Here is a 23,859-nt window from a genome sequence, read left to right as displayed (position 1 = left end):
CCTGTAGTGCTTTATAGTACGATGCTTGAACACTTTGAGCCATACACTGGTTAAAAATTGATGGGTGGCATACAAAAATTTACAATATAAAGCATATAAAATAAACACTCAGCAGACGGTATATTCATTCATAATAACAATAATTTCGGTAATTCTATTTTTAATTAATTCACTGTTTTCTTTAAGAAAAATCCACTTATGCCGATAGCCTTATTGTAAATACACTAATTAGGCTAATAGATGAATATAAGAGAAATTGTTGAAACACAGGTAACTCAAAGTAGCCAAGCTGGCCAACCTGTGTCTGGCAATGCTCATTTTGCATTGATGATGAGTTTATTTAGTCAACCCGGGCCCTCTTTACTTAATACACCTGACACTCTAAATGAACATCAACCTCATGCAATCACTAGACCTATGCAGTTCTCTAATGACATTGGTAGTAATCCAATAGCAAATATTGCCTTGCTCAAATCGTTAAGCCAGGAACCCTTAGCAAACGGCCCAGTATATAAATATGATGCCATTAAGAATTTAGAAGAGCAGATCCTAGCTTCTAGACCTTAACGATACTGAACAAGACTCAAACAGGCGACTCCACTGTTTTGCATGCACTTGAGAAGCTAACTGATAACGATGCCATATACTACTTGTTGATATTAGTGAGAATTGATTCAAGAAATTTTTCATTTCGTCACCTACAACGCCCAAATCGATCAAACGCTTTAGTAACGGCAACACTTCGTAAGCACTTCTATTTATTCTTCCCATATAGGGTTGAATTTTTTTAACGTAATGTTGCTCAAACTGTTGTTTCAAATACGCTAAAGGCGAACCACACACTTCACTACTTAATAAACCAATATTGTTAGATACCGAAGTCAAATAACGACTAAGCTGAGCTAATGAATACAACAATCTACCTCCGTATTCACTATCCATTAGTATTTTTAGATCATTTTCAAAAACACGACCATCTACTTTAGGTAAATCTACTAAGTTCTCACCAATCGCAACCAATCTATTTAAAGCATTTAATAGGTCTTGTTGATTTTCTGTAGAGTAGTTGAGAGGCAAAAATCCATTAGACAAACTAAAAAACACCGAAGCTTCTTCACCATTTATGATGGCATTTCCAAAAACAGTGGGCAGTTCAAGGCGCTTTTTTTTAGCGATATCATTAAGTTCAGCTGAAAGCACTTCATCCTTCACGTCACACGACTCAATTGCACGAATAATATCTAACTCGTACAAAAAGCGCTGACTGTCTGTCATTACTTTCCCTAGAATACTATTTCTCTTCCCTGCAACAATACCAACATCGCATTGCTGCAAAGACAAAAAATCCAATAAACCAATATCAAATTGAGATAATGCCAACTGTCGATCACGCCTCGAAGGCAAAGAAATTGGCATTACAATTGCTGGGACATCAACAGCAATGAACTGGGAGCGACTCAAGTCGATAATATATTCAGACAAAATAGCTTCACTTTTAAAACGCATGTCACAACCACTAACACCAACGAGTATAATAATGCTCAACAGACTCATCGAAATAAAAGGTTTTACTAACATGAACAAGTTACTCATTCAAAAACGTGAAGAAATTTCAGAAACACGTGTAGCCAAAATGGTATTCCCAGGAACAACCAATCACTATGACACTTTATTTGGAGGCATAGCCCTTCAATGGATGGACGAAGTCGCTTACATTGCAGCAACACGCTTCTCTAGAAAGCCTATGGTAACCATTTCCACAGAACAAGTAGACTTTAAGCAACCTATTCCATCTGGAATTTTAGTTGAGTTAGTCGCTCGCGTAGTGCATGTCGGTCGCACATCATTAAAAGTCGAAGTCTCTATTTTTCTAGAGCAACTAGACAGCGATAAACGTGAAAAAGCCATAACAGGGCATTTTAACTTTGTTGCTGTTGATGAAAATAAAAAACCAACACCAATTTTTGATGAAGAAAGCAGTCTTTAAAAGGAACAAAAACTTTCTAAAATAGATTTAGAAAATGCATTCAGTAATGAGCGAATCTTTTACTCATTACTGAATGAATACAAAAGCAAACATTTATAACTTAGTTATAGTAACGCTTAGCAATTTCTTCTGATAATTCATCAAAGCTTTTTTCAGCTTCCATTTTTTGGAACAATGCCGCTTCATTTCTCATAGAAGTACGCAAAATACTTTCTGCTACACCCTCAGCTTGAGCTGGATCCAATCCAACTAAAACCACTAAACCACCAGAAGGTGTCGGCATTTGACGCACAACTTGGGAACCAACAAGTTTTTGTTCAGTTACTTGCTTAGTAACAACACTATTAACGCGATCTACTGTTTCTGCATCGCCAGCACCTGTGGTTTCTACATACTGCTTAACCATATTCTGTAAATCAAGACTAAGTACTTGAGCTAACTCAACCCGCGCCGCAGTTGCTGCCATTTGCTTCATATAATTTGGACCGGCAGCACTATTTTCACTATAGCCTACAGCAGACAAAGCAACACCTTCTACTGGTGATCCACATACCCAATCTGGCGCTGGTTGGTTTGAACCATCTGCAAACACACAATCTGGAACAGCGACAGCAGGCGTATCGTCAGCATCTTTACTACACGCAACTAAAACAACACTGGCTACTAGGATGCTTGCAAGTTTCAATCTCATTGTACTTTCCTTCATTAATTAGTATGTCAGCCATCAGGCCTAATCGACTCATTATAGTTAATTAATACTAGTTTATTCTATCTTAATTGATTTATTCCCTTAAACACAAAAAAGGGTGCTAATAAATAGCACCCTTTTTTACACCTAACTTTACACCAAGAAATTACTCAGTATAAGCAGCTTTTTCTTCTTCAGTTACGTCTTTCATAGAAAGTTTAATACGGCCACGCGCATCAACATCTAACACTTTAACGATAACGTCTTGGCCTTCAGCAAGGAAGTCAGTTACTGCACGGATACGCTCTTCAGCGATCTGAGATATGTGAACCAAACCATCTTTACCTGGTAAGATATTAACGAATGCACCAAATTCAGCAAGACGAACCACTTTACCTTTGTAAAGTTTATCAATTTCAGCTTCGGCTGTAATTTCGTGAATTTTCAACAAAGCGGCATCAGAAGATGCTTTATCTGCTGCATAAATACGGACAGTACCATCGTCATCTAGATCGATAGAAGCACCTGTTTGCTCTGTGATAGAACGAATCGTTGCACCACCTTTACCGATAACATCACGGATCTTCTCAGGATCAATTTTGATCGACGCCATAGAAGGTGCATTCGGAGAAACTTCAGGACGGGCATAACCAATCACTTCAGCCATTTCACGTAAGATGTGCTTACGGGCTTCCATTGCTTGAGTTAATGCAATATCCATGATTTCTTCATTGATACCTTCGATTTTAATGTCCATTTGAAGCGCTGTAATACCTTCTTCTGTACCAGCTACTTTAAAGTCCATATCACCAAGATGATCTTCGTCACCTAGGATATCAGTCAATACTGCAAAACCGTCGTCTTCTTTAATAAGACCCATTGCGATACCAGCAACCGGGGCTTTAAGAGGAACACCAGCATCCATCATAGACAAAGATGCACCACAAACGGAAGCCATTGAGCTTGAACCATTAGATTCAGTGATCTCAGACACGATACGAATTGTGTATGGGAATTCATCTTCGCTTGGCAATACGGCTTGAACACCACGACGAGCTAGACGACCGTGACCAATTTCACGGCGACCAACACCGCCCATACGACCACACTCACCTACAGAATAAGGAGGGAAGTTGTAATGAAGCATAAAGCTGTCTTTACTTTCGCCAGTCAAACCATCAGACATTTGCGCATCACGGCTAGTACCTAGAGTACAAGTAACAATCGATTGAGTCTCACCACGTGTAAACAAAGAAGAACCGTGAGTTTTGCTCAACAGACCAACTTCAACATTGATCGGACGGACTGTTTTGTTGTCACGACCATCAATACGAGGCTGACCATCAATAACACGACGACGAACAGTACGCTTTTCAAGTTTAGAGAAAGCACCAGTTACGTCTGCTTCAGAGAATTCACCTTCTTCAGACACAAGAGCAGCAATAGCAGCCGTACGCACTTCGCCTAATTTAGCATAACGTGCCATTTTCTCACTGATGCCATAAGCTTCTTCAATTTGAGTTGCGTAACCTGTTGATAAAGCATCAGTCAAGGTTGCACTTACTGTTTCCGCTTCCCAATCCCAACGAGGTTTAGCGCATTCAGACGCAAACTCTGTGATCGCAGTGATTGCAGATTGCATTTCTTTGTGTGCGTAAAGTACAGCACCTAACATTTCGTCTTCTGTTAGCTCTTGAGCTTCAGACTCAACCATTAAGACAGCGTCTTTCGTTCCTGCTACAACCATGTCAAGCAAAGAGCTGTCTAGGTCAGAATAGCTAGGATTAAGAATGTAACCAGACTCGTCATTAAATCCAACACGAGCAGCACCGATTGGACCATTGAATGGAATACCAGAAATAGTCAATGCAGCAGACGTTGCCAACATAGCCGCAATATCAGCGTCTAAGTTAGTGTTAGTCGACATAACCATACAAACAACCTGAACTTCGTTCATGTAACCTTTTGGAAACAATGGACGAATTGGACGGTCGATCAGACGAGAAGTCAGTGTTTCTTTTTCAGAAGGGCGACCTTCGCGCTTCAAAAATCCACCTGGGATTTTACCGACAGCGTAAGCACGCTCTTGGTAATGAACAGACAACGGGAAAAAGTCTTGACCAGGTTTTGCTTTTTTAGAACCGACAACAGTAGCAAGTACTTGCGCATCGCCAATAGTACATAGAACAGCACCAGTTGCTTGACGAGCAATGCGACCTGTTTCTAGTGTTACGGTATCGTTACCGAACTGGAAAGTTTTTGTTGTAATACTCACACGTATTCCTTTTCATTAAAAAAATTGCTTTCTCCCAAAGACCATCTTTTTAAGCCAGTACTCATATGCACTCTTTTATCTCTTCAATAACGAGAAAAACACATATGAAGTACAGGCTGTCCCTTGGGAGACCAATAAAAAAAGGGCCATAATAATTTATGGCCCTTCCTCAGTCTTAGCGACGCAGACCTAGTTTTTTGATCAAACCAGTGTAACGAGCTGCGTCTTTACGCTTAAGGTAATCCAACAACTTACGACGTTGGTTTACCATGCGGATTAGACCGCGACGAGAATGGTGGTCATGGATATGAGCTTTAAAGTGACCTTGTAGAGCTTCGATATTCTTAGTCAACAATGCCACTTGAACTTCAGGAGAACCAGTGTCGCCTTCCGCTACTTGAAACTCTTTAACCAATGCTGCTTTTGATTCTGCAGTTAATGCCATAATCTTTATCTCCAAATTAATATGCTATTAAAAATCAAGGATAGCCGAGCATATTTTCAGTTATCCTATGTGAGCAAGTCTAACACTAATTGTTAACTAACTCACTGGTATTTACGAGTCGATGAGGACGAATAAATACCCCTTTTATCACCCCTAATCCTAAGAAACGCTTATTACTTCCGTCGTAGAGCCTTACTAACGTACCATTATCTAATGATGTTGCATTAACGGCACTACGACCAAATAGCATTTCTATTGTATCTTGAGGCGGTAATTCTACCTTATCCAAATGCGCAACAGCAGTATCCATTGTCATTAAGTAAGTATCTAACTCAGCTTCACCTTGCTCTGCAATGCTTTCAAATTCTTCTAAAGAAAGCATGCCTTCTGGCGAATACCCTGCTGATGAAACTCGATGCAAAGAATGCAAATGAGCCCCACAGCCGAGCGCCTCTCCGATATCTTCACCTATGGTTCTAATATAAGTTCCTTTGGTACATTGAATATCTAAAGTAAGCGTATCTTCTGTTCTAGAAACCAGCGTTAGATTAGAAATAGTCACAGTACGTCGCTTTCTTTCTATGACAATGCCTTGACGGGCATATTCATACAAAGGTTTGCCTTCATGCTTTAACGCAGAATACATAGGTGGTATCTGCTCTATTTCTCCACGAAAACGATTTAAAACCAGCTCAAGCTCATCATCCGTCAATATCGGAATAGGCTCGTCAGTTAATACATCCCCTTCACGGTCTCCAGTGGTGGTTCTTTTGCCTAATTGAATACAGGTTATGTAACGCTTATCTGCATCCAATAGGAATTGTGAAAACTTGGTTCCTTCCCCCAAACACAAAGGCAACATACCGGTTGCCAAAGGATCAAGTGCTCCAGTGTGCCCTGCTTTTGCCGCTCGATAGAGCCGGCGGACACGCTGAAGTGCTTGGTTCGAGCTTAAACCTATCGGCTTATTCAGTAGAACGATTCCGTCTACCGAACGCCATTTTGTCTTAGACATACGAAATAATTACTCGTCTTCGTTACCGTTTTTCGTCTCATCATCACGAATTGCTTCGTCAATAAGAGTCGACATTCGCGAACCATTTACAACACTCTGGTCATAATGGAAACGTAAATGAGGCATAACACGAAGTTTTACTTCTTTTGCCAAACGACGACGCAAAAAACCTTTTGCACTGTCTAATGCGGCTTGATTTTCAGCCAATACTTCTGGCTGATCATCTTTACCCAAAACAGTATAATAGATATCTGCATAGCCTAAATCTTTTGCTACGCGCACTTCATTGACAGTAACTAATCCCAAACGAGGATCTTTTACTTCAAATTGGATTAAGGACGCCAGCTCTTTCTGGAGCTGGTCACCAATCCGACTAGTACGACTAAATTCGCCTGCCATGATCTTGTCCTATTAAAGTGTACGCGCAACTTCGACAGTTTCAAAAACTTCGATTTTATCGCCTACTTTGACATCGTTGTAATTCTTCACACCGATACCACATTCTATGCCGCGACCGACTTCATTAACCACGTCTTTAAAGCGACGAAGAGACTCAAGCTCACCTTCATAAATAACAACGTCATCACGCAATACACGGATCTGCTTGTTACGATAAATAGTACCTTCAATCACCATACAACCGGCAATTAAACCAAACTTAGGCGAGTTAAATACGTCACGAACTTCAGCTGTACCTTGAATGTCTTCACGTAGATCAGGAGACAACATACCAGAAAGCGCTTGTTTAACATCATCAATAATATTGTAGATAATGCTGTAATAACGAAGGTCAATGCTTTCACGTTCAATGAACTGTTTAGCCGATGTATCTGCACGGACATTGAAACCAAAAATAACAGCATCAGAAGCGAGAGCCAAAGAAGCGTCAGTTTCAGTAATACCACCAACACCGCTAGAAACAACGTTTACTTGTACCTCTTCAGTGTTCAAATCAGTTAATGATTTAATCAAGGCTTCAAGTGAACCACGAACGTCAGCTTTTAGAACTACATTCAAAGTACGAACTTCGTCTTTACCCATTTCAGAGAATAAATTCTCTAATTTAGCGGTATGCTGACGAGCAAAGCGTACTTCGCGATATCTACCTTGACGGAAGTTGGCTACTTCACGAGCTTTACGCTCATTGGCAACAACAATGAATTCTTCACCCGCATCCGGTGTTCCATCAAGGCCAAGAATCTCAACAGGAATAGAAGGACCAGCAGACTCAATTGGCTTACCATTTTCGTCAAGCAAAGCACGTACTCGACCCATTTGTAGACCGGCCAATACAACGTCGCCTTTTTTCAGCGTACCGTTTTGTACAAGCAAGGTAGCAACTGAACCGCGACCACGATCAAGACGGGCTTCAACAACCACACCTTTCGCTGGTGAGCTAGGGACCGCAGTTAATTCAAGTACTTCAGACTGCAACAAAACAGCTTCTAACAGCGCCTCGATACCTTCACCAGACTTAGCAGAAACACCAATAAACTGAGTGTCGCCACCCCATTCTTCAGGCACTACTTCTTGGGCAACCAATTCGTTTTTAACACGATCAAGGTCTGCTCCTTCTTTGTCAATCTTGGTGATAGCAACAACCATTGGAACGCCTGCAGCACGAGAATGCTGAATTGCTTCAATTGTTTGAGGCATAACACCATCGTCAGCAGCACAAACAAGGATAACAATATCTGTTGCTTTGGCACCACGAGCTCGCATAGAAGTAAACGCAGCGTGCCCAGGTGTATCTAAGAAACTAACCATGCCATGAGGTGTTTCAACATGGTATGCACCAATATGCTGTGTAATACCACCAGACTCACCAGCAGCAACACGTGTAGTACGAATGTAATCTAGTAAAGATGTTTTACCGTGATCTACGTGACCCATTACAGTAACAACTGGCGCACGTTTAATTGCTTCACCATCGTAATCAATGGCTTCAATCATGTCATTTTCAACAGCGTTCTCGTCGATAAAAGTAGCGGTGTGACCCATTTCCTCAACAACAAGTATCGCTGTATCACGGTCAATTGTTTCATTAATGGTCGCCATTGCGCCCATTTTAAACATCACTTTAATGACTGCAGCACCTTTCACTGACATTTTTTCAGCAAGTTCAGCAACTGTAATACTTTCTGGTAAAGCAACTTCATGAACAATTTTAGCCGTAGGTTTTTGGAAACCATGCTCTTGTTTAGATGCTGGCTTCTTACCTTTACGACCTAATTTGCCACGACGGTTTTCATCATCACCATTCAAATTAACGCGCGAACCACGTTTATTATCATGATTTCGACCGCGTGGTTTGTCTTTTTCTTTATCGCTGTCATTTCTAACCGGTCCCTTTTTACCTTTAGGAGCCGCGTCAGGCTTTTTATGTTCCACAGCTGGCTTAGAAGCTTTCTTCTCTACTTTTGGCTGTTTTGGTGATTCCACGGGGTCTACCGCTCCTGTAACGGAGGCATTTCGCTCCGTATCATTTACCGCGCCGGCATCTGCTACGACAGGTTTAACTGCTGCACCTTGACGCGCTTTTTCGTCAGCTTCGGCTTTTGCTTTAGCTGCCGCTTCTTGAAGCTTACGCTCTTCTTCTAGACGATTCTGCTCCTCTAAAAGACGACTAGCAACTAATTCTTCTTGCTTTTGAGCTTCGTCATCAACGTCATCACGTTTTACATACGTACGTTTCTTTTTCACAGCAACATTGACAGCTTTACCGCCATCGCCTCGTGATAGAGTACTTGTTGTTTTACGTTGTAACGTGATGCGTTGGCTACCTTCATCTTCGCCATGTTGGCGTTTTAAATGGTTTAATAGCACTTCTTTTTCAGCTTCAGAGACTTCTTGACTTACACTCGTTTGAGGTAGTCCAGCATCTTTCATCTGAGTTAGTAGCTTATCGACTGGCGTATTTACCAACTCGGATAGTATCTTTACGGTTTGAACTGTCATTAAGTTCCCCCTTATGTACTCAGATTTTATTCAGATTCAGCAAACCAAGGCGCACGAGCAGTCAATATTAGACTCCCAGCACGTTCTTCAGTCATACCTTCAACGTCAAGCAATTCATCAACAGACTGTTCAGCTAAGTCTTCCATGGTGATCACACCAATCGAAGCCAAAACTAAGGCGAGATGGTTATCCATTCCTTCCATTGCCAATAAGTCGGCAGCTGGTTTAGCACCATCTAACTGTTCTTCAGCTTGAAGCGCTTGATTTAACAAGGCTTCTTTTGCACGTGAACGCAGTTCGTTTACTAAATCTTCATCAAATCCGTCGATGTCTAACATTTCTTCCATTGGGATATATGCCACTTCTTCTAGAGAAGTGAATCCCTCATCAACCATCTGAATGGCCAAATCATCGTCTATATCTAATCCAGCAACAAAGATATCAATCAACTTTTGTGATTCTTCTTGCTGCTTCGCTTCAGCGTCTTCACTGGTCATAACATTTAGAGACCAGCCAGTTAACGTAGAAGCCAAACGAACATTTTGTCCGTTACGGCCAATTGCCTGAGCCAAGTTATCGCTCTTAACAGCAACGTCCATAGAGTGAGCATCTTCGTCAATAACGATAGAGTCCACTTCTGCAGGAGACATAGCATTGATAACTAATTGTGCTGGGTTATCATCCCAAAGCACGATATCAACACGCTCTCCATTCATTTCATTAGAAACAGCCTGAACACGTGCACCTCGCATACCAACACACGCACCAATAGGATCGATACGACGGTCGTTTGTTTTTACTGCGATTTTAGCGCGTAAACCTGGGTCCCTTGCAGCGCTACGAATTTCAATAACTTCTTCCGAAATTTCCGGCACTTCAAGACGAAATAATTCGATCATAAACGCAGGATCATTACGAGATAAAATCAATTGCGCGCCACGGCTGTCTTCACGAATTTCGAGTAATAAAGCACGAATTCGATCATTCATTCTAAAGCTTTCACGCGAGATCAACTGATCTTTTGGCAAAGATGCTTCCGCATTCTCACCAAGGTCAATAATCAAGCTATCACGAGTAACTTTTTTAACTTGCCCATGGACAAGCTTGCCGACTTTTTTGGCATAAAGTGCAACCATAATTGCACGTTCAGCTTCACGCACTTTTTGTACGATTACTTGTTTTGCAGTTTGTGCCGCAATACGACCAAAAACTTCAGACTCAACTTCTTCTTCGTAAATTTCGCCAATATCAAGACCTAGGCTTTGCTCTACGGAATCATCAATTGTTAACTCAGAAGCAGGAGAAGAATAATCTTCATCCGCAACAATGTTCCATTGACGGTAAGTTGTATGATCACCTGTACGCTGATCGATAGAGACACGAATTAATGCATCTTCTTCAAAACGGCGTTTGGCAGCACTAGCTAAAGCAATTTCAACAGCTTCGAAAATAATTTGTTTCGGAACGTCTTTCTCGTTGGAAACTGCTTCTACTACCAAAAGAATTTCTTTGCTCATCCTTTTAGCCTCTCTTCAAGGTTAATTTTAAAATTGTGGAACAACATTCGCTTTATCGACTAAGTCGACAGGCAATAAATATTCTTCTTGATCTACACGAATAACAATGTCTTCGCTTTCGATCCCCATAAGTTGACCTTTAAATTTACGACGACCATCAAAAGGCACTCGTAAACGTAAAGAAACAACAGAACCGATATAGGCCTGATATTGAACCAAACTAAATAAAGGTCGATCTAAACCTGGTGATGAAACTTCTAGGTTGTATTCCCCTGTTATTGGGTCTTCAACATCTAGAATAGAACTAACCTGACGACTGACCCGGGCGCAATCTTCTACGTCAATTCCCTTTTCAGCATCCGTTTCAATAAAAATGCGAAGTACAGAATCCTTACCCAAAGATAAGTATTCCATACCCCAAAACTCAAAACCTAAACCTTCAACGACTGGTCGAATAAGTTCTTCTAAAATCGTATATTTTGCTGACAATCGTTTTCTCCGAAAATCAATTTTGTAAAACGTAGAAACAAAAAACGGGCTCAAGGCCCATTTTCAAACAATATAAGAGTGGAGATAATAAAAAACCCCATATAGGGGCTCTTAGTACTTTCCCCAAAAATCTTGAGAAAGCATCCTTCCAAAGAAGGTCGTCAATCCTGACACTTACTACCAAGAACAAAATGGTATATTACCCAACTAAATGGACAATGAAATCGACCGAATAAATATGCCAACTTCAACAACCAAATCATTCTAAATCAATAATTCGACATTATACACAAAACATAACATCAATTCAAGATTGGTGCGGATGGGGGGACTCGAACCCCCACGAGCATAGCTCACCACCCCCTCAAGGTGGCGCGTCTACCAATTCCGCCACATCCGCAAAACTCTTTTTTAGCAACACAAGTATTTAAAAACTAAATACCTTTACACAAACCAAATACTATTCTGTAACAGGAAGATCAGATGTTGTTTTCTTCTCGCCACCTAAATCAGGCAAGCTAACAGAATCTTCAACTTGAGGAGCTGAAGGAACATGATCAAACGCACCAGAAACATTTTTTGCATGCTCGCTTGCATAAAAAGCCAAACCGAAACTTGTTAAAAAGAAAACCAATGCAAATAGAGCAGTCATTTTACCAAAAAAACCGCCGCCACCTTGACTACCAAACACAGTCTGAGATGCGCCGCCACCGCCAAAAGAAGCTCCGGCATCTGCGCCTTTACCTTGCTGCAACAAGACCAGTGCAATAATCACTACCGCTGCTAGTACATGCAAAACTAAAATAAGTGATTCCATCAATTAACTCGCTGTTTTTACTATTTCAATAAATTCTTTTGCATCAAGTGATGCACCACCAACAAGAGCACCATCAACATCAGGCATCTGAAACAAAGCCGAGCTAGTTGATGCTTTAACACTTCCACCATACAAAATCTGAACTTTCTGAGCTACAGACTCTGATGATTTAGCCAAAAAGGCTCTAATCGAACAATGTACTTCTTGAGCCTGCTCAGCACTTGCCGACAACCCCGTACCTATAGCCCAAACAGGCTCATAAGCAATAACCATTTTTTCAAACTCTTTAATACCTACTTCAGCAATAACAGCTTGAATCTGACGCTCACAAACTAAAAGAGTTTGATTTGATTCACGCTCTTCTAGCGTCTCACCAATACAAAGCATTGGAGTCAAACCAAATTCCAGCGCGACTTTCACTTTAGTCGCTATAACATCATCTGTTTCGCGATAGATTGAGCGTCGCTCTGAATGACCAATTAATACGTACTTAACGCCAAAATCGCCCAACATAGAAGCCGAAACCTCTCCTGTATAAGCACCCTTTACCTCATCACTAATGTTCTGAGCCGCCAAAACAAGACAACTACCATCAACCAGATCATTAACTTGTGACAAGTAAGGAAAAGAAGGAGCAATAACTATTTCAGCGTCAGAACCGTCCATCTCAAGCAAGCCATTCACCAGTGTCATAATGGACTCTTTTGTGCCATTCATCTTCCAGTTACCAGCGACTATTTTTTGACGAATCATATCCTAACCCCTAAATTCGAGGGGCTCATTCTATGGAAAGCCCCCTTTGGTTTCAAGTATTTATTTTGTCACATCCATAAAACTCGCTTTATTACGCCATTTTCGCCGCAACAACCGCTTTAACTTCATCGACCAAGTAATCAACCAACTCATCGACAGTCTTATCATCTCGCCCTTCAACCATCACTCGAATAAGAGGCTCAGTTCCTGAAGCACGAAGCAGCACTCGCCCTAAACCATTTAAACGCTCATTTGCTACAGCGATGGCTTTTTGCAATGCAGGCTCTTCATTAGGTACAAAACGCTTCGCTACACGAATATTTTTCAATTTCTGAGGAAACTTAACTAGGCCAACAAGCAATTCATCTAGACTTTTATCTTCTTCAATCATAGCTCTAAGTACTTGAAGTGCAGCAATGATACCATCACCGGTTGTGGTAATAGACTTACATACAATATGACCCGATGGCTCACCACCTAATACCCAACCATGGTGCTCCAGCTTTTCATTAACATAGCGATCACCAACAGCCGCTCGACTAAAACCAATACCTGTTTCAGAAAAGGCCAGTTCCAAGCCAAAATTACTCATCAAGGTACCAACAACACCACCACTAAATCGGCCTGTACGCATCAGATGATTAGCAATAATATAAAGAATATCATCACCATCGCGAACCACTCCATGACGATCAACTAAAATTAGTCGATCACCATCGCCGTCTAATGCGATACCGAGATCAGCCTCTTCTGCTAATACATTTTTACGCAATAACTCAGGCTTTGTGGCGCCACTAAATTCATTGATATTCAACCCATCAGGATTTACCCCAATGGCAACAACTTCAGCACCCAGCTCTGAAAATACTCGTGGCGCTACGTGATAGGTCGCGCCATCAGCACAATCCACAACAATTTTTAAGCCACTCAACTGAAGACCAATAGGGAAGGTACCCTTACAGTATTCAATATATCGACCTGCAGCATCATCTATCCGCTTAGCTCGACCAATAAGACTAGACTCAACTACTTCCATTGGCTGTTCAAGAAAATATTCTATACGCTCTTCTATTTCATCAGAGATCTTTCCACCTTGAGCTGAAAAGAATTTAATTCCATTATCTGAAAAAGGATTATGAGAAGCACTGATAACAATCCCTGCGCTAGCACGAAAAGTACGAGTTAAATACGCAATCGCTGGCGTAGGCATTGGGCCCACTAAACGAACATCCGCACCGGCAGCAACAATGCCAGATTCAAGTGCTGACTCGAACATATAGCCAGAAATTCGCGTATCTTTACCAATTAAAATTTTCTTATCATTTTCTTTGAAAACCTGTCCAGCTGCCCAGCCAAGCTTGAGCATAAACTCTGGCGTAATCGGTGTTGTACCAACTTTTCCACGAATACCATCTGTACCAAAATATTTGCGCATTAAACTTCTCTCTCAATACGAGACATCAATGCCAACATTTCAACATGCGGCCTAACATCATGGACTCTAAAAATACGAGCACCTTTAGAATAAGCGGAAGCATTTGCCCCCATAGTGCCATATAGGCGTTCCTCAACAGGTAAGCTCAGCACATCACCTATCATCGTCTTTCGCGAAAGACCCATAAGAACGTGAAAACCTAACTTTCTAAAATGTTTCGTATTCTTCAGCAGTGATAGGTTATGAGTCAAGGTTTTACCAAATCCAATACCAGGATCCAGAATAAGACGATGACGCCCAATACCTTCAGCCTCGCACACGTCAACCCTAGACACTAAATAATCAGCAACATCATCCGTAACAGAGGTATATTCGGGGGAGTTTTGCATCGTTTTCGGCGTACCTTTCATATGCATTAAACAAATAGGCAAATTCGTTTGTGCCGCTGCCTGTAACGATCCCTCTCTCTCAAGCGCCCGAACATCATTAATCAAACCTGCGCCCAGAGCAGATGCATTGCGAATAACATCTGCTGTACTAGTATCAACCGACACTATGATATCAAAGCGTTTTTTTATCGATTCAATAACAGGCAAAACTCGGTCTAACTCTTGCTGAGTTGAAACAGGAACAGCACCAGGACGAGTAGATTCACCACCTACATCTATGATACTTGCACCTTCTCGAATCATCTTATCTGCTTGCTGAAACGCAGCATCTAGAGCACTAAAAGCACCACCATCAGAAAAAGAATCTGGCGTCACATTTAGTATCCCCATAACATGAGGAAGGGACAAGTCTAACGACTTGTCCCCAAAAGGCATTAACGACATGAGAAAACCATATCAAAAATCAATGACACAAATCACTCACCCGCTGGTTTAGATGTTTGGTCAGGAACTTCATCTTCATCATTCAATGAAGAATCCACCTCAGCCGAAGAAAAATTATCTGATGATTGTTCACCACTATCTTTTGAAGAATTCGAATCAGAGTCAGTCCAACTTTCAGGAGCAGAAGGTTTCTTCCCATCCATTATTTCTTTAATCTGTTTCGCATCAATCGTTTCATATTGCATCAAAGCCTCAGCCATTACTTCCAGCTTAGCGCGATTCTCATGCAATATTTCTGTCGCTTTAGCGTAACAACGACTAATAATATCTTGAACTTCAGCATCAATTATTTTCCCAGTTTCAGGAGAGAAGTAATTAGCTTTTCCTCCTGTAGGGCCCGCAATGTAACCGCCACTATCATTATCTTCTTCATAAGCGAATGGGCCAAGTTTTGCTGACAATCCCCATTTCGTTACCATATTACGAGCTATGCTCGTCGCACGTTCAATATCGTTTGACGCACCAGTCGAAACACCATCAAAACCATGGACAATTTCTTCTGCAATACGACCGCCATAAAGACTACAAACCTGGCTTTCAAGACCTGTTTTACTCACACTGTATTTGTCTTCTTCAGGCAAGTACATAGTCACACCTAACGCACGACCGCGAGGAATGATTGACACTTTATAAACAGGATCATGTTCAGGCATCAAATAGCCAATAATAGTATGACCAGCTTCATGATATGCCGTATTCAGTTTTTCTTTATCACTCATCACCATGGTTTTGCGCTCTGCACCCATGAGAATCTTATCTTTAGCTAGCTCAAGCTGCTCCATATTGACCAAGCGACGATTAGAGCGCGCAGCAAACAAAGCAGCCTCATTAACTAGATTAGCCAAGTCGGCACCAGAAAAACCAGGCGTACCACGAGCAATATTTTTCGGCTCGACATTGTCATCACAAGGCACTTTACGTAAATGTACTTTTAAAATTTGCTCGCGACCACGAATGTCTGGTAAACCAACCTGTACTTGACGGTCAAAACGACCAGGACGTAATAAGGCAGGATCCAAAACGTCAGGGCGGTTTGTTGCCGCAATAACGATTATGCCTTCATTACCTTCAAAACCATCCATTTCAACCAACAATTGGTTCAATGTCTGCTCACGTTCATCATTACCGCCGCCCATACCGGAACCACGATTTCGGCCAACAGCATCGATCTCATCAATAAAGATAATGCAAGGCGCGTGCTTTTTAGCCTGTTCAAACATATCACGAACACGAGACGCACCGACACCAACAAACATTTCTACGAAGTCGGAACCTGATATTGTGAAAAAAGGTACTTTTGCTTCACCAGCAATAGCCTTAGCAAGCAAGGTCTTACCGGTACCTGGAGGACCACACATCAAAATACCGCGAGGAATTTTACCACCCAAACGCTGGTATTTGCTTGGTTCTCTCAAAAAGTCAACAAGCTCTTCTGTATCTTCTTTTGCTTCATCACAACCTGCAACATCTGCAAAAGTCGTTTTGATTTGATCTTCTGGCAACAAACGCGCTTTTGACTTACCAAAAGACATCGGGCCACCTTTACCACCGCCACCGCCTTGCATTTGACGCATGAAAAACATAAATATGGCAAGAATAAGTAAAATAGGAAAACTAGCAACAAGTAACTGAGTCCAGATGCTCGTCTGTTCAGGCAAGCTTCCCTCAACAACAACATCGTTACTAAGCAAGTCATCCATTATTTTAGGATCAGATGCCGCTGGGCGCACTGTATCAAAAGTATCACCACTAGTTCGGTTACCACTAATAATGTAACCATCAACAGTCACTTTCGCTATTTGACCACTTTGGACTTCTTTAACAAATTCAGAATAAGAAATTCGATTTGTTTCAGCGGGAGTATTAAAATTATTAAATACAGTTAGCAGTACAGCCGCAATAACTAACCACAACAGTATATTTTTCATCATATCGTTCAAGAGCACACCTCTAAACGGTTATTTTTAATGTCTCTGGCAATAATACCAGAACATTTCCGATTAACCTTTATATTGTCTTCCTAATAAGTAAACTTCACGACTTCTTGCTCGTGACGCATCTGGTTTCCGCGTTATAACAGACGAAAATTGAGCCCGCATGGCCTTGAGGTATTCCTCAAACCCTTCACCTTGAAACACTTTCACCAAAAAATTCCCGCCCGGACGCAACACTTGAGCTGCCATGTCCAAAGCAAGTTCTACCAGATACATAGCTTGTGGCTGATCAGAAGAACTATTACCACTCATATTGGGGGCCATATCTGAAATTACAAGATCTGCTTTCTCATCTCCCATTTCAGCCAAGATTGCTTCATAAACATCTTGCTCAGTAAAATCCCCTTGCACGAAAGTAACCCCAGCCAAAGGTGACATCTCTAAAATATCAGAAGCGACAATAGTCCCTTTATCACCAACCAATTTCGCTGCTACCTGAGACCAACCACCAGGGGCCGCTCCCAAGTCAACCACCTTCATAGCCGGGCGAAACAACTTGTCTTTATCGTTAATCTCTATCAGTTTATAACTGGCTCTAGAGCGATAACCATCTTGTTGGGATTTTTTGACATATGTATCGTCAAAATGTTCCTTCATCCAACTATTACTACTTTTTGATCTTGCCACGTTTTCATCATACCTAAATCAGTCAATATTCCGCTATAATATCCCTTAACCTCTAAAGCCTCCAATAAAGAGGGTCAACTAAGATGAGAAAAAATTACTATGAGCATTACAAACGCCCAAAAAAAGCAATTTCGCCTAATCGGTCACGCACTTAATCCAGTGGTAATGATTGCAGGAAACGGTTTAACAGAAACAGTGCTAACCGAGATAGACCGTGCGTTAGAAGACCATGAACTTGTAAAGATTCGTATCAGCATCACTGATCGTGAAGTTCGTACAGCCCTTATTGCAGAAATTAGTAAAATAATGAAATGCGAAACTGTACAAACAATCGGTAAAGTCGCTCTTTTCTACCGCGCTGCGTTAGAGCCAAATCCAAAATTGTCTAATTTACTACGCTAATACGACGAATGAGATAGTCTTTTTACTCAAAAAACGACTATCTCTAAACTCTTTTAATATTTGGCCGATACCTTTGACAGTCATCAAAGGAGCTATATCATGCTATTTATAGAGGCCATAAGTAGAGCCAACACTCAATCGAGTGATAAAAAATCGCTTATTAGAACTACAACCCGCTCTATAAAAAGCAATAAAGATTCTGTTGATTTGAGTTCGGCTGCCCACCAAGTAAAAGAAATACACCTAGACAGCTATACTAAACAACCTCTGACAGCCTCCACAAGTATTTTCGCAAACCTCATTGAACATGTATTAAGCCATGTAATGGGCTCTAAATTACACCTACATTCACCAGAAGAACTTGATCTAGACAGTAAAGATTGGAGAGTTTTCTTACAAATTCCTCCTATGGATACTGAAAAATCTAAAACAAATGCAGCCTATGCGACACCTGAGCCAAGTCGACGCCCAGCAAAACAGTTAATTTTCCATATTCCAGTCAAACCCTCATATGATATACCTGTTGAAATGACACTACTGCTATCACCTCATAATGGATCACCAGAAACATTAGATATGTTTCACACCTTTCCTAAGGAAAGCTGGCTGCCTGTTCTAAATACACCCTATCCACCAGACTTTCTAAATCAACAACCCACTCACCACCATATATTACTAGATCAAGATGGCGAATCAGATCAGCTATCTCCACTTTATGCGCATATAAACCAAAGCCAATTAACAACAACCGAAAGCGATATATCTCCTAAGGTATTTGGATTAAGAATATGGCGTGCCAAAAATAATAGACTCTCACCTGTTGCGCTAGGTGATAATAAAATTGGTCTACTATTTGTCGGAGACTACAAACCACTAGATAATAGCTTTATTGACGATGATGAGAAATCACGTCAGGCAAGCAACCTTCACATCCAGGCCTAATAGTTTTTTATTCGATGTAAAACAAAGAAGCCCCTCGCACATTCGTACGAGGGGCTTCTTAATACTTATTAGCAATTAAATACTAAAGCTAGCACCACAACCACAAGTCGATGCGGCGTTAGGGTTCTGAACCATAAAACGAGAACCCTCTAGATTCTCCTTATAATCAACTTCCGACCCAACAAGATACTGAAAACTCAATGGGTCAACCACCAAACTCACACCATCACGCTTAACTTCAGTATCGTCTTCTTGATACTCTTCGTCGAAAGTAAAGCCATACTGAAAGCCAGAACAACCACCACCCGTCACGTAGACACGCAACATGAGCCGATCATTCTCTTCTTCATCAATCAAAGATTTCAACTTCGCAGCCGCCGCCCCTGTAAACTCAATAGGATCTACTGATTCAACACCACTCATTTTGACACCACTAACATCATTTAAATAAATACAGTTTACAATAGTTGAATTATCGTCTTAACCAAGTGTTTTAGTCAAGTATTGATCAATGCTCGCGTGTTGAACGGAAACGAACATCAGGCCACTTCTCTTCGGCCATCATTAAATTCACACGAGTTGGTGCTAAATATGTAAGGTGGCCGCCACCATCTATCGCTAAATTATCACGGCATTTATTTTGAAACTCTTCGAATTTTTTCGGATCATCACACTCAACCCAACGAGCGGTGTTAACGCTAATCGGTTCATAAATACATTCAACCTTGTATTCATCTTTTAAGCGATATGCCACTACTTCATACTGCAATTGACCTACCGCACCAACAATAAGGTCATTATTACGAAACGGCATAAACAACTGCGTAGAACCTTCTTCAGACAACTGCTGCAAACCTTTCTGCAACGCTTTCATCTTCATTGGATCTTTTAGACGAACTCGGCGAAAAAGCTCAGGGGCAAAATGAGGAATACCCGTAAATTTAAGATCTTCACCTTCAGTAAAAGTATCACCAATCTGAATTGTTCCGTGGTTATGCAAACCAATAATATCGCCAGAAAATGCCTCATCAACACCTTCACGATCACCCGCTGTAAACGACACAGCATCGGTGATCTTAATGTCCTTACCTAAACGACAATGACGCATTTTCATACCACGACTATAAGTACCAGAGCACACACGCATAAACGCAATACGGTCACGATGCTTCGGGTCCATATTCGCTTGTATTTTAAAGATGAAACCAGAGAATTTTGCTTCCAACGAATCAACCGCACGTGTATTCGTTTCACGTCCAATTGGAGAAGGAGCCCAATCAACAAAGCCATCTAGCATTTCACGAACACCAAAATTAGACAAAGCAGTACCAAAGAAAACTGGCGTTAACTCACCAGCTAAATACGCCTCATGATCGAATTGATGACTGGCACCACGAACCAACTCAACTTCATCAACATAAGCTTCCCATTCGTCACCAAGCAATTCTTTTGCTTCGTCCGATTGCAAACCTTCAATACGAATATCATCAGTTAAAGTATGACCACGACCACGAACAAAGATATGAATAGTATCAGTATAAAGATTGTAAACACCTTTAAAAAAGGTACTCATACCGATTGGCCAAGTAATGGGTGCCGCCGCTATTTTTAGAACTTCCTCTACTTCATCTAATAGATCAATTGGATCGCGAATATCACGGTCCATTTTATTGATGAAGGTTAAAATTGGTGTATCACGTAAACGACATACATCCATCAACTTAATAGTACGATCCTCGACACCTTTCGCGCCATCAATGATCATCAACACTGAGTCAACAGCCGTTAGCGTTCGATATGTGTCTTCCGAGAAATCTTCATGTCCAGGTGTATCGAGCAAGTTAACCATACGTTCTTTATATGGAAACTGCATAACAGAAGACGTAATAGAAATACCACGCTGCTTCTCCATTGCCATCCAATCAGACGTTGCATGTTTATCACCTTTTCTACCCTTTACAGAGCCCGCTGTTTGAATTAGTTGACCTAACAACAGCAGTTTTTCTGTAATCGTGGTTTTACCCGCATCAGGGTGAGAAATAATAGCAAAGGTTCGACGCTGCTCGACTTGATCGATAAACTCTTGAGACATGATTTAGGGTCTTCTACTGTACATGAGACGCAACTCAAAAAAGATGCGTAAAAATGAGGTTAAATTACGTTGCTCTATTTTCGCTGATTTTATGCAAATGCACAATCAATTGACTTAAAACACCAAATACAGCACCACATGCAAACGTTATTTACACGCTTCTTCCCATCAGCTCATGCGCCGTCCATTTTTATCTAAGACTTTTTCACCATCTTCTTTTTCAAAATTAGACTCAGGCCATTTTTCTAGTAAATCCAATACAGTTTCACTTGGACGGCAGAGCTTCACCCCTTTTGGAGTACACACAATAGGACGATTAACCAACACAGGGTGTTTTAACATTGCAGCTAATAAAACCTCATCGGAAACCGATTCGCCTAATAAACCCAACTCTTCCGCTGGTGATTTTGTGGTTCTTAAAGCCGTTCTTGGCGTCAAATCCGCTGCAGCAAACAAAGCCAATAACTGAGGCTTAGTCCAACCTTCTTTAATGTATTCAATTACCCTTGGTTCATATCCAGCAGCGCGAATAATTGCCAATACATTACGCGATGTTCCGCACTCAGGATTATGATGAATGACAACCATTGCAAACTCCTCGTTTTATTAAGTCTACTAAATTATGGAAAATAACGTCTCGTACGATTCGCAAACCACACCAAAGACAACATCACAGGCACTTCAACCAACACACCAACAACCGTTGCCAACGCCGCACCAGAGTGCAACCCAAACAAGGAAATCGCCACTGCAACGGCTAATTCAAAGAAATTCGATGAACCGATCATAGACGCTGGTGCCGCCACATCATGAGGAAGTTTCATTTTCTTCGCCAACCAATAGGCCAAGGCAAAAATACCGTAGGTTTGAATCAATAAAGGGATAGCAATAAGTAGAATAGTTTGTGGCTGGTCCAAAATAGTATTCGATTGAAAACCGAACAAAAGAACAACCGTTGACAGCAAACCAACAATAGACCAAGGCTTCATTGTAGATAGAAAAGACTTTAACTTACTGTGATCATCGCCTTTATCCAAACGTTTACGGGTCACAATACCTGCAATGAGCGGAACCAAAACATATAAAACAACCGAAAATAACAAGGTATCCCAAGGCACCGTAATATCACTGGCTCCCAATAAGAAACCGGCAATGGGCGCAAAGGCGAAAACCATAATAATGTCGTTTATCGACACTTGAACCAAGGTGTAATTAGCATCACCCTTTGTTAATTGACTCCAAACAAACACCATCGCAGTACAAGGCGCCACACCTAATAAAATCATACCGGCAATGTATTCCGACGCACTTTGGGGATCCACCCAACCGACAAATAACACTTTGAAAAACAACCACCCCAAAAACGCCATAGTAAATGGCTTAATCAACCAGTTGATTATCAAGGTTAATGCCAAACCTTTTGGTTTTTTACCCACATCTTTAATGGAGGAGAAATCAATTTGCACCATCATTGGATAAATCATCAACCAAATCAGCGCGCCTACGACTAAATTCACATGAGCATATTCAAAGGTCGCAACCAGAGAAAATACTTCTGGTACCAAAAAACCTAGCAACATGCCAACAAGAATTGCCAAACCAACCCAAACCGATAAATAACGCTCGAACAAGCCCATTTCAACACCTTTGTCTTAAAACAAAACAATTAAATTGATTTTTGATTTACCCGTTTTGATAGCTCTTCCGCACTTTCTACACGCTCAGAATAACGATCTACTAAGACATCTTTGTTATCTCTTAATAACAGGGTAAATTTCATTAACTCCTCAACAACATCAACAATACGACGATAATAAGACGACTCTTTCATTCGACCCTCTTCGTCGAATTCAAGAAATGCCTTAGCTACAGACGATTGATTAGGGATTGTCACCATACGCATCCAACGCCCTAAAATACGCATTTGATTAACCGCATTGAATGATTGAGAGCCGCCACTTACCTGCATCACCGCTAACGTTTTTCCTTGTGTAGGACGTACAGCACCAATACTTAAAGGCACCCAATCTATCTGGCTTTTTAGAATACTGGTCATCGCACCATGCCGTTCTGGTGAACACCAAACCTGCCCTTCAGACCAAATCATTAACTCACGTAACTCTCGAACTTTCGGATGAGAACCATCATTACCATCCGGTTGAGGTAAACCTGTCGGATTGAAAATGCGAACATCTGCACCATATTTTTCCAGTAATCGAGCGCACTCTTCAATGACTAAACGACTATAAGAACGCTCGCGCAACGAGCCATAAAGCAACAAAATACGTACAGGATGAGTCGACACACCAGTATGAAATATCCCAACACTTGGCACCGAAAACTGCTCTTCATTTACATTGGCTAAACTAGTATTCAATACAGTCATACACTTTCTCCAATCAAACCCCAAACACACAATATGAGCTTATAAGCCTGACATACAAATATTATAAATAGATGAAACAAAAAAACATACGATTTAACATATATATTAATATCCATATATAAATATATCAATTCTTTTAATTGC

General features: G+C 41.0%; 24 protein-coding genes and 1 tRNA gene. 4 read left to right on the top strand and 21 right to left on the bottom strand.

The genetic code is table 11. From position 1 onward, the window contains the following. Positions 1–240 precede the first annotated feature (240 nt). On the top strand, positions 241–567 hold the full coding sequence (locus IF202_RS01425) for a hypothetical protein (RefSeq protein ID WP_191593086.1): 327 nt from the start codon (positions 241–243) through the stop codon (positions 565–567). Here the strand turns inward: IF202_RS01425 and IF202_RS01420 are convergent. After that, positions 550–1,578: a DUF3080 family protein gene (locus tag IF202_RS01420; RefSeq protein WP_235963156.1), complete on the bottom strand. Its 1,029-nt coding sequence runs from the start codon at positions 1,576–1,578 to the stop codon at positions 550–552. The genes IF202_RS01425 and IF202_RS01420 overlap by 18 nt on opposite strands. Between IF202_RS01420 and IF202_RS01415 the strand changes: the two genes are divergently transcribed. After that, positions 1,577–1,987, top strand: a complete 411-nt coding sequence (locus tag IF202_RS01415; protein ID WP_191593085.1) for an acyl-CoA thioesterase — start codon at positions 1,577–1,579, stop codon at positions 1,985–1,987. The genes IF202_RS01420 and IF202_RS01415 overlap by 2 nt on opposite strands. Before the next feature lie 100 nt (positions 1,988–2,087). Here IF202_RS01415 and IF202_RS01410 read toward each other — a convergent pair whose 3' ends face one another. The 15 genes from IF202_RS01410 to rlmE all read right to left on the bottom strand — a co-directional run bounded on the left by IF202_RS01410 (position 2,088) and on the right by rlmE (position 17,893). After that, on the bottom strand, positions 2,088–2,678 hold the full coding sequence (locus IF202_RS01410) for an LPP20 family lipoprotein (protein ID WP_191593084.1): 591 nt from the start codon (positions 2,676–2,678) through the stop codon (positions 2,088–2,090). Positions 2,679–2,841: 163 nt separating this feature from the next. Further along, positions 2,842–4,950, bottom strand: coding sequence for a polyribonucleotide nucleotidyltransferase (gene pnp / locus IF202_RS01405; RefSeq protein WP_191593083.1), 2,109 nt, complete (start codon positions 4,948–4,950; stop codon positions 2,842–2,844). Positions 4,951–5,125: 175 nt separating this feature from the next. Continuing rightward, the gene (gene rpsO, locus IF202_RS01400) at positions 5,126–5,395 is read right to left on the bottom strand and encodes a 30S ribosomal protein S15 (RefSeq protein ID WP_036162137.1); all 270 of its coding nucleotides are present in this window, start codon (positions 5,393–5,395) and stop codon (positions 5,126–5,128) included. Between the two features lie 85 nt (positions 5,396–5,480). Next, a complete protein-coding gene (gene truB / locus IF202_RS01395; RefSeq protein WP_191593082.1) occupies positions 5,481–6,410 on the bottom strand; it encodes a tRNA pseudouridine(55) synthase TruB in 930 nt (309 codons plus the stop codon). A gap of 9 nt (positions 6,411–6,419) precedes the next feature. After that, entirely contained in the window at positions 6,420–6,809 is a 390-nt protein-coding gene (rbfA, locus tag IF202_RS01390; RefSeq protein WP_191593081.1) for a 30S ribosome-binding factor RbfA, read from the bottom strand. Between the two features lie 12 nt (positions 6,810–6,821). Continuing rightward, the gene (infB, locus tag IF202_RS01385) at positions 6,822–9,368 is read right to left on the bottom strand and encodes a translation initiation factor IF-2 (protein ID WP_191593080.1); all 2,547 of its coding nucleotides are present in this window, start codon (positions 9,366–9,368) and stop codon (positions 6,822–6,824) included. A 26-nt stretch (positions 9,369–9,394) separates the two neighbouring features. Then, positions 9,395–10,885: a transcription termination factor NusA gene (nusA, locus tag IF202_RS01380; protein WP_191593079.1), complete on the bottom strand. Its 1,491-nt coding sequence runs from the start codon at positions 10,883–10,885 to the stop codon at positions 9,395–9,397. 27 nt (positions 10,886–10,912) lie between these two features. Continuing rightward, complete coding sequence (rimP, locus tag IF202_RS01375; RefSeq protein WP_191593078.1) at positions 10,913–11,374, bottom strand: ribosome maturation factor RimP; 462 nt, start codon at positions 11,372–11,374, stop codon at positions 10,913–10,915. Between the two features lie 314 nt (positions 11,375–11,688). Then, a tRNA-Leu gene (locus IF202_RS01370) sits at positions 11,689–11,774 on the bottom strand. A 60-nt stretch (positions 11,775–11,834) separates the two neighbouring features. Continuing rightward, entirely contained in the window at positions 11,835–12,191 is a 357-nt protein-coding gene (gene secG / locus IF202_RS01365) for a preprotein translocase subunit SecG (protein WP_191593077.1), read from the bottom strand. A gap of 3 nt (positions 12,192–12,194) precedes the next feature. Continuing rightward, on the bottom strand, positions 12,195–12,944 hold the full coding sequence (gene tpiA / locus IF202_RS01360; RefSeq protein ID WP_191593076.1) for a triose-phosphate isomerase: 750 nt from the start codon (positions 12,942–12,944) through the stop codon (positions 12,195–12,197). A gap of 91 nt (positions 12,945–13,035) precedes the next feature. Then, positions 13,036–14,379, bottom strand: coding sequence for a phosphoglucosamine mutase (gene glmM, locus IF202_RS01355; protein WP_191593075.1), 1,344 nt, complete (start codon positions 14,377–14,379; stop codon positions 13,036–13,038). Then, the gene (gene folP / locus IF202_RS01350; protein WP_191593074.1) at positions 14,379–15,212 is read right to left on the bottom strand and encodes a dihydropteroate synthase; all 834 of its coding nucleotides are present in this window, start codon (positions 15,210–15,212) and stop codon (positions 14,379–14,381) included. Before folP ends, glmM begins: the two co-directional genes overlap by 1 nt. Positions 15,213–15,244: 32 nt before the next feature. Beyond that, a complete protein-coding gene (gene ftsH, locus IF202_RS01345; RefSeq protein ID WP_191593073.1) occupies positions 15,245–17,212 on the bottom strand; it encodes an ATP-dependent zinc metalloprotease FtsH in 1,968 nt (655 codons plus the stop codon). A gap of 60 nt (positions 17,213–17,272) precedes the next feature. After that, a complete protein-coding gene (rlmE, locus tag IF202_RS01340) occupies positions 17,273–17,893 on the bottom strand; it encodes a 23S rRNA (uridine(2552)-2'-O)-methyltransferase RlmE (protein ID WP_191593072.1) in 621 nt (206 codons plus the stop codon). A gap of 99 nt (positions 17,894–17,992) precedes the next feature. On the opposite strand from rlmE, the gene IF202_RS01335 reads away from it, so the two are divergent. Together IF202_RS01335 and IF202_RS01330 are read left to right on the top strand one after the other, a co-directional pair. Beyond that, on the top strand, positions 17,993–18,295 hold the full coding sequence (locus IF202_RS01335; protein ID WP_191593071.1) for a YhbY family RNA-binding protein: 303 nt from the start codon (positions 17,993–17,995) through the stop codon (positions 18,293–18,295). A 99-nt stretch (positions 18,296–18,394) separates the two neighbouring features. Then, the gene (locus tag IF202_RS01330; RefSeq protein WP_191593070.1) at positions 18,395–19,237 is read left to right on the top strand and encodes a hypothetical protein; all 843 of its coding nucleotides are present in this window, start codon (positions 18,395–18,397) and stop codon (positions 19,235–19,237) included. 75 nt (positions 19,238–19,312) lie between these two features. On the opposite strand, the gene erpA is transcribed toward IF202_RS01330, so the two are convergent. The 5 genes from erpA to arsH form a co-directional block, all read right to left on the bottom strand. After that, positions 19,313–19,660, bottom strand: a complete 348-nt coding sequence (gene erpA, locus IF202_RS01325) for an iron-sulfur cluster insertion protein ErpA (RefSeq protein ID WP_191593069.1) — start codon at positions 19,658–19,660, stop codon at positions 19,313–19,315. 85 nt (positions 19,661–19,745) lie between these two features. Further along, complete coding sequence (locus IF202_RS01320; protein WP_191593068.1) at positions 19,746–21,329, bottom strand: peptide chain release factor 3; 1,584 nt, start codon at positions 21,327–21,329, stop codon at positions 19,746–19,748. A 168-nt stretch (positions 21,330–21,497) separates the two neighbouring features. Next, positions 21,498–21,917 carry an arsenate reductase (glutaredoxin) gene (gene arsC / locus IF202_RS01315; protein WP_191593067.1) on the bottom strand — a complete coding sequence of 140 codons (420 nt, stop codon included), beginning with the start codon at positions 21,915–21,917 and terminating at the stop codon, positions 21,498–21,500. 32 nt (positions 21,918–21,949) lie between these two features. Next, the gene (gene arsB, locus IF202_RS01310; RefSeq protein ID WP_191593066.1) at positions 21,950–22,966 is read right to left on the bottom strand and encodes an ACR3 family arsenite efflux transporter; all 1,017 of its coding nucleotides are present in this window, start codon (positions 22,964–22,966) and stop codon (positions 21,950–21,952) included. Positions 22,967–22,995: 29 nt separating this feature from the next. Then, positions 22,996–23,715 (bottom strand): arsenical resistance protein ArsH, encoded by a 720-nt coding sequence (gene arsH, locus IF202_RS01305; RefSeq protein ID WP_191593065.1) that lies wholly within the window; start codon positions 23,713–23,715, stop codon positions 22,996–22,998. Positions 23,716–23,859 lie beyond the last annotated feature (144 nt).

It is taken from the genome of Marinomonas colpomeniae (genome assembly GCF_014803385.1).
Lineage (GTDB): Bacteria > Pseudomonadota > Gammaproteobacteria > Pseudomonadales > Marinomonadaceae > Marinomonas > Marinomonas colpomeniae.
The sequence above is the reverse complement of the archived record's forward strand: the minus strand, read 5'-3'. Positions and strand labels throughout refer to the sequence as shown.

Coding starts and splice junctions, on each gene's coding strand:
- folP (WP_191593074.1), bottom strand. CDS start 15,212: ATGTCGTTAATGCCTTTTGGGGACAAGTCGTTAGACTTGTCCCTTCCT.
- IF202_RS01320 (WP_191593068.1), bottom strand. CDS start 21,329: ATGTCTCAAGAGTTTATCGATCAAGTCGAGCAGCGTCGAACCTTTGCT.
- tpiA (WP_191593076.1), bottom strand. CDS start 12,944: ATGATTCGTCAAAAAATAGTCGCTGGTAACTGGAAGATGAATGGCACA.
- rpsO (WP_036162137.1), bottom strand. CDS start 5,395: ATGGCATTAACTGCAGAATCAAAAGCAGCATTGGTTAAAGAGTTTCAA.
- infB (WP_191593080.1), bottom strand. CDS start 9,368: ATGACAGTTCAAACCGTAAAGATACTATCCGAGTTGGTAAATACGCCA.
- secG (WP_191593077.1), bottom strand. CDS start 12,191: ATGGAATCACTTATTTTAGTTTTGCATGTACTAGCAGCGGTAGTGATT.
- arsH (WP_191593065.1), bottom strand. CDS start 23,715: ATGACTGTATTGAATACTAGTTTAGCCAATGTAAATGAAGAGCAGTTT.
- glmM (WP_191593075.1), bottom strand. CDS start 14,379: ATGCGCAAATATTTTGGTACAGATGGTATTCGTGGAAAAGTTGGTACA.
- nusA (WP_191593079.1), bottom strand. CDS start 10,885: ATGAGCAAAGAAATTCTTTTGGTAGTAGAAGCAGTTTCCAACGAGAAA.
- erpA (WP_191593069.1), bottom strand. CDS start 19,660: ATGAGTGGTGTTGAATCAGTAGATCCTATTGAGTTTACAGGGGCGGCG.
- IF202_RS01330 (WP_191593070.1), top strand. CDS start 18,395: ATGCTATTTATAGAGGCCATAAGTAGAGCCAACACTCAATCGAGTGAT.
- IF202_RS01420 (WP_235963156.1), bottom strand. CDS start 1,578: ATGTTAGTAAAACCTTTTATTTCGATGAGTCTGTTGAGCATTATTATA.
- IF202_RS01415 (WP_191593085.1), top strand. CDS start 1,577: ATGAACAAGTTACTCATTCAAAAACGTGAAGAAATTTCAGAAACACGT.
- IF202_RS01410 (WP_191593084.1), bottom strand. CDS start 2,678: ATGAGATTGAAACTTGCAAGCATCCTAGTAGCCAGTGTTGTTTTAGTT.
- truB (WP_191593082.1), bottom strand. CDS start 6,410: ATGTCTAAGACAAAATGGCGTTCGGTAGACGGAATCGTTCTACTGAAT.
- arsC (WP_191593067.1), bottom strand. CDS start 21,917: ATGGTTGTCATTCATCATAATCCTGAGTGCGGAACATCGCGTAATGTA.
- IF202_RS01425 (WP_191593086.1), top strand. CDS start 241: ATGAATATAAGAGAAATTGTTGAAACACAGGTAACTCAAAGTAGCCAA.
- rbfA (WP_191593081.1), bottom strand. CDS start 6,809: ATGGCAGGCGAATTTAGTCGTACTAGTCGGATTGGTGACCAGCTCCAG.
- arsB (WP_191593066.1), bottom strand. CDS start 22,966: ATGGGCTTGTTCGAGCGTTATTTATCGGTTTGGGTTGGTTTGGCAATT.
- IF202_RS01335 (WP_191593071.1), top strand. CDS start 17,993: ATGAGCATTACAAACGCCCAAAAAAAGCAATTTCGCCTAATCGGTCAC.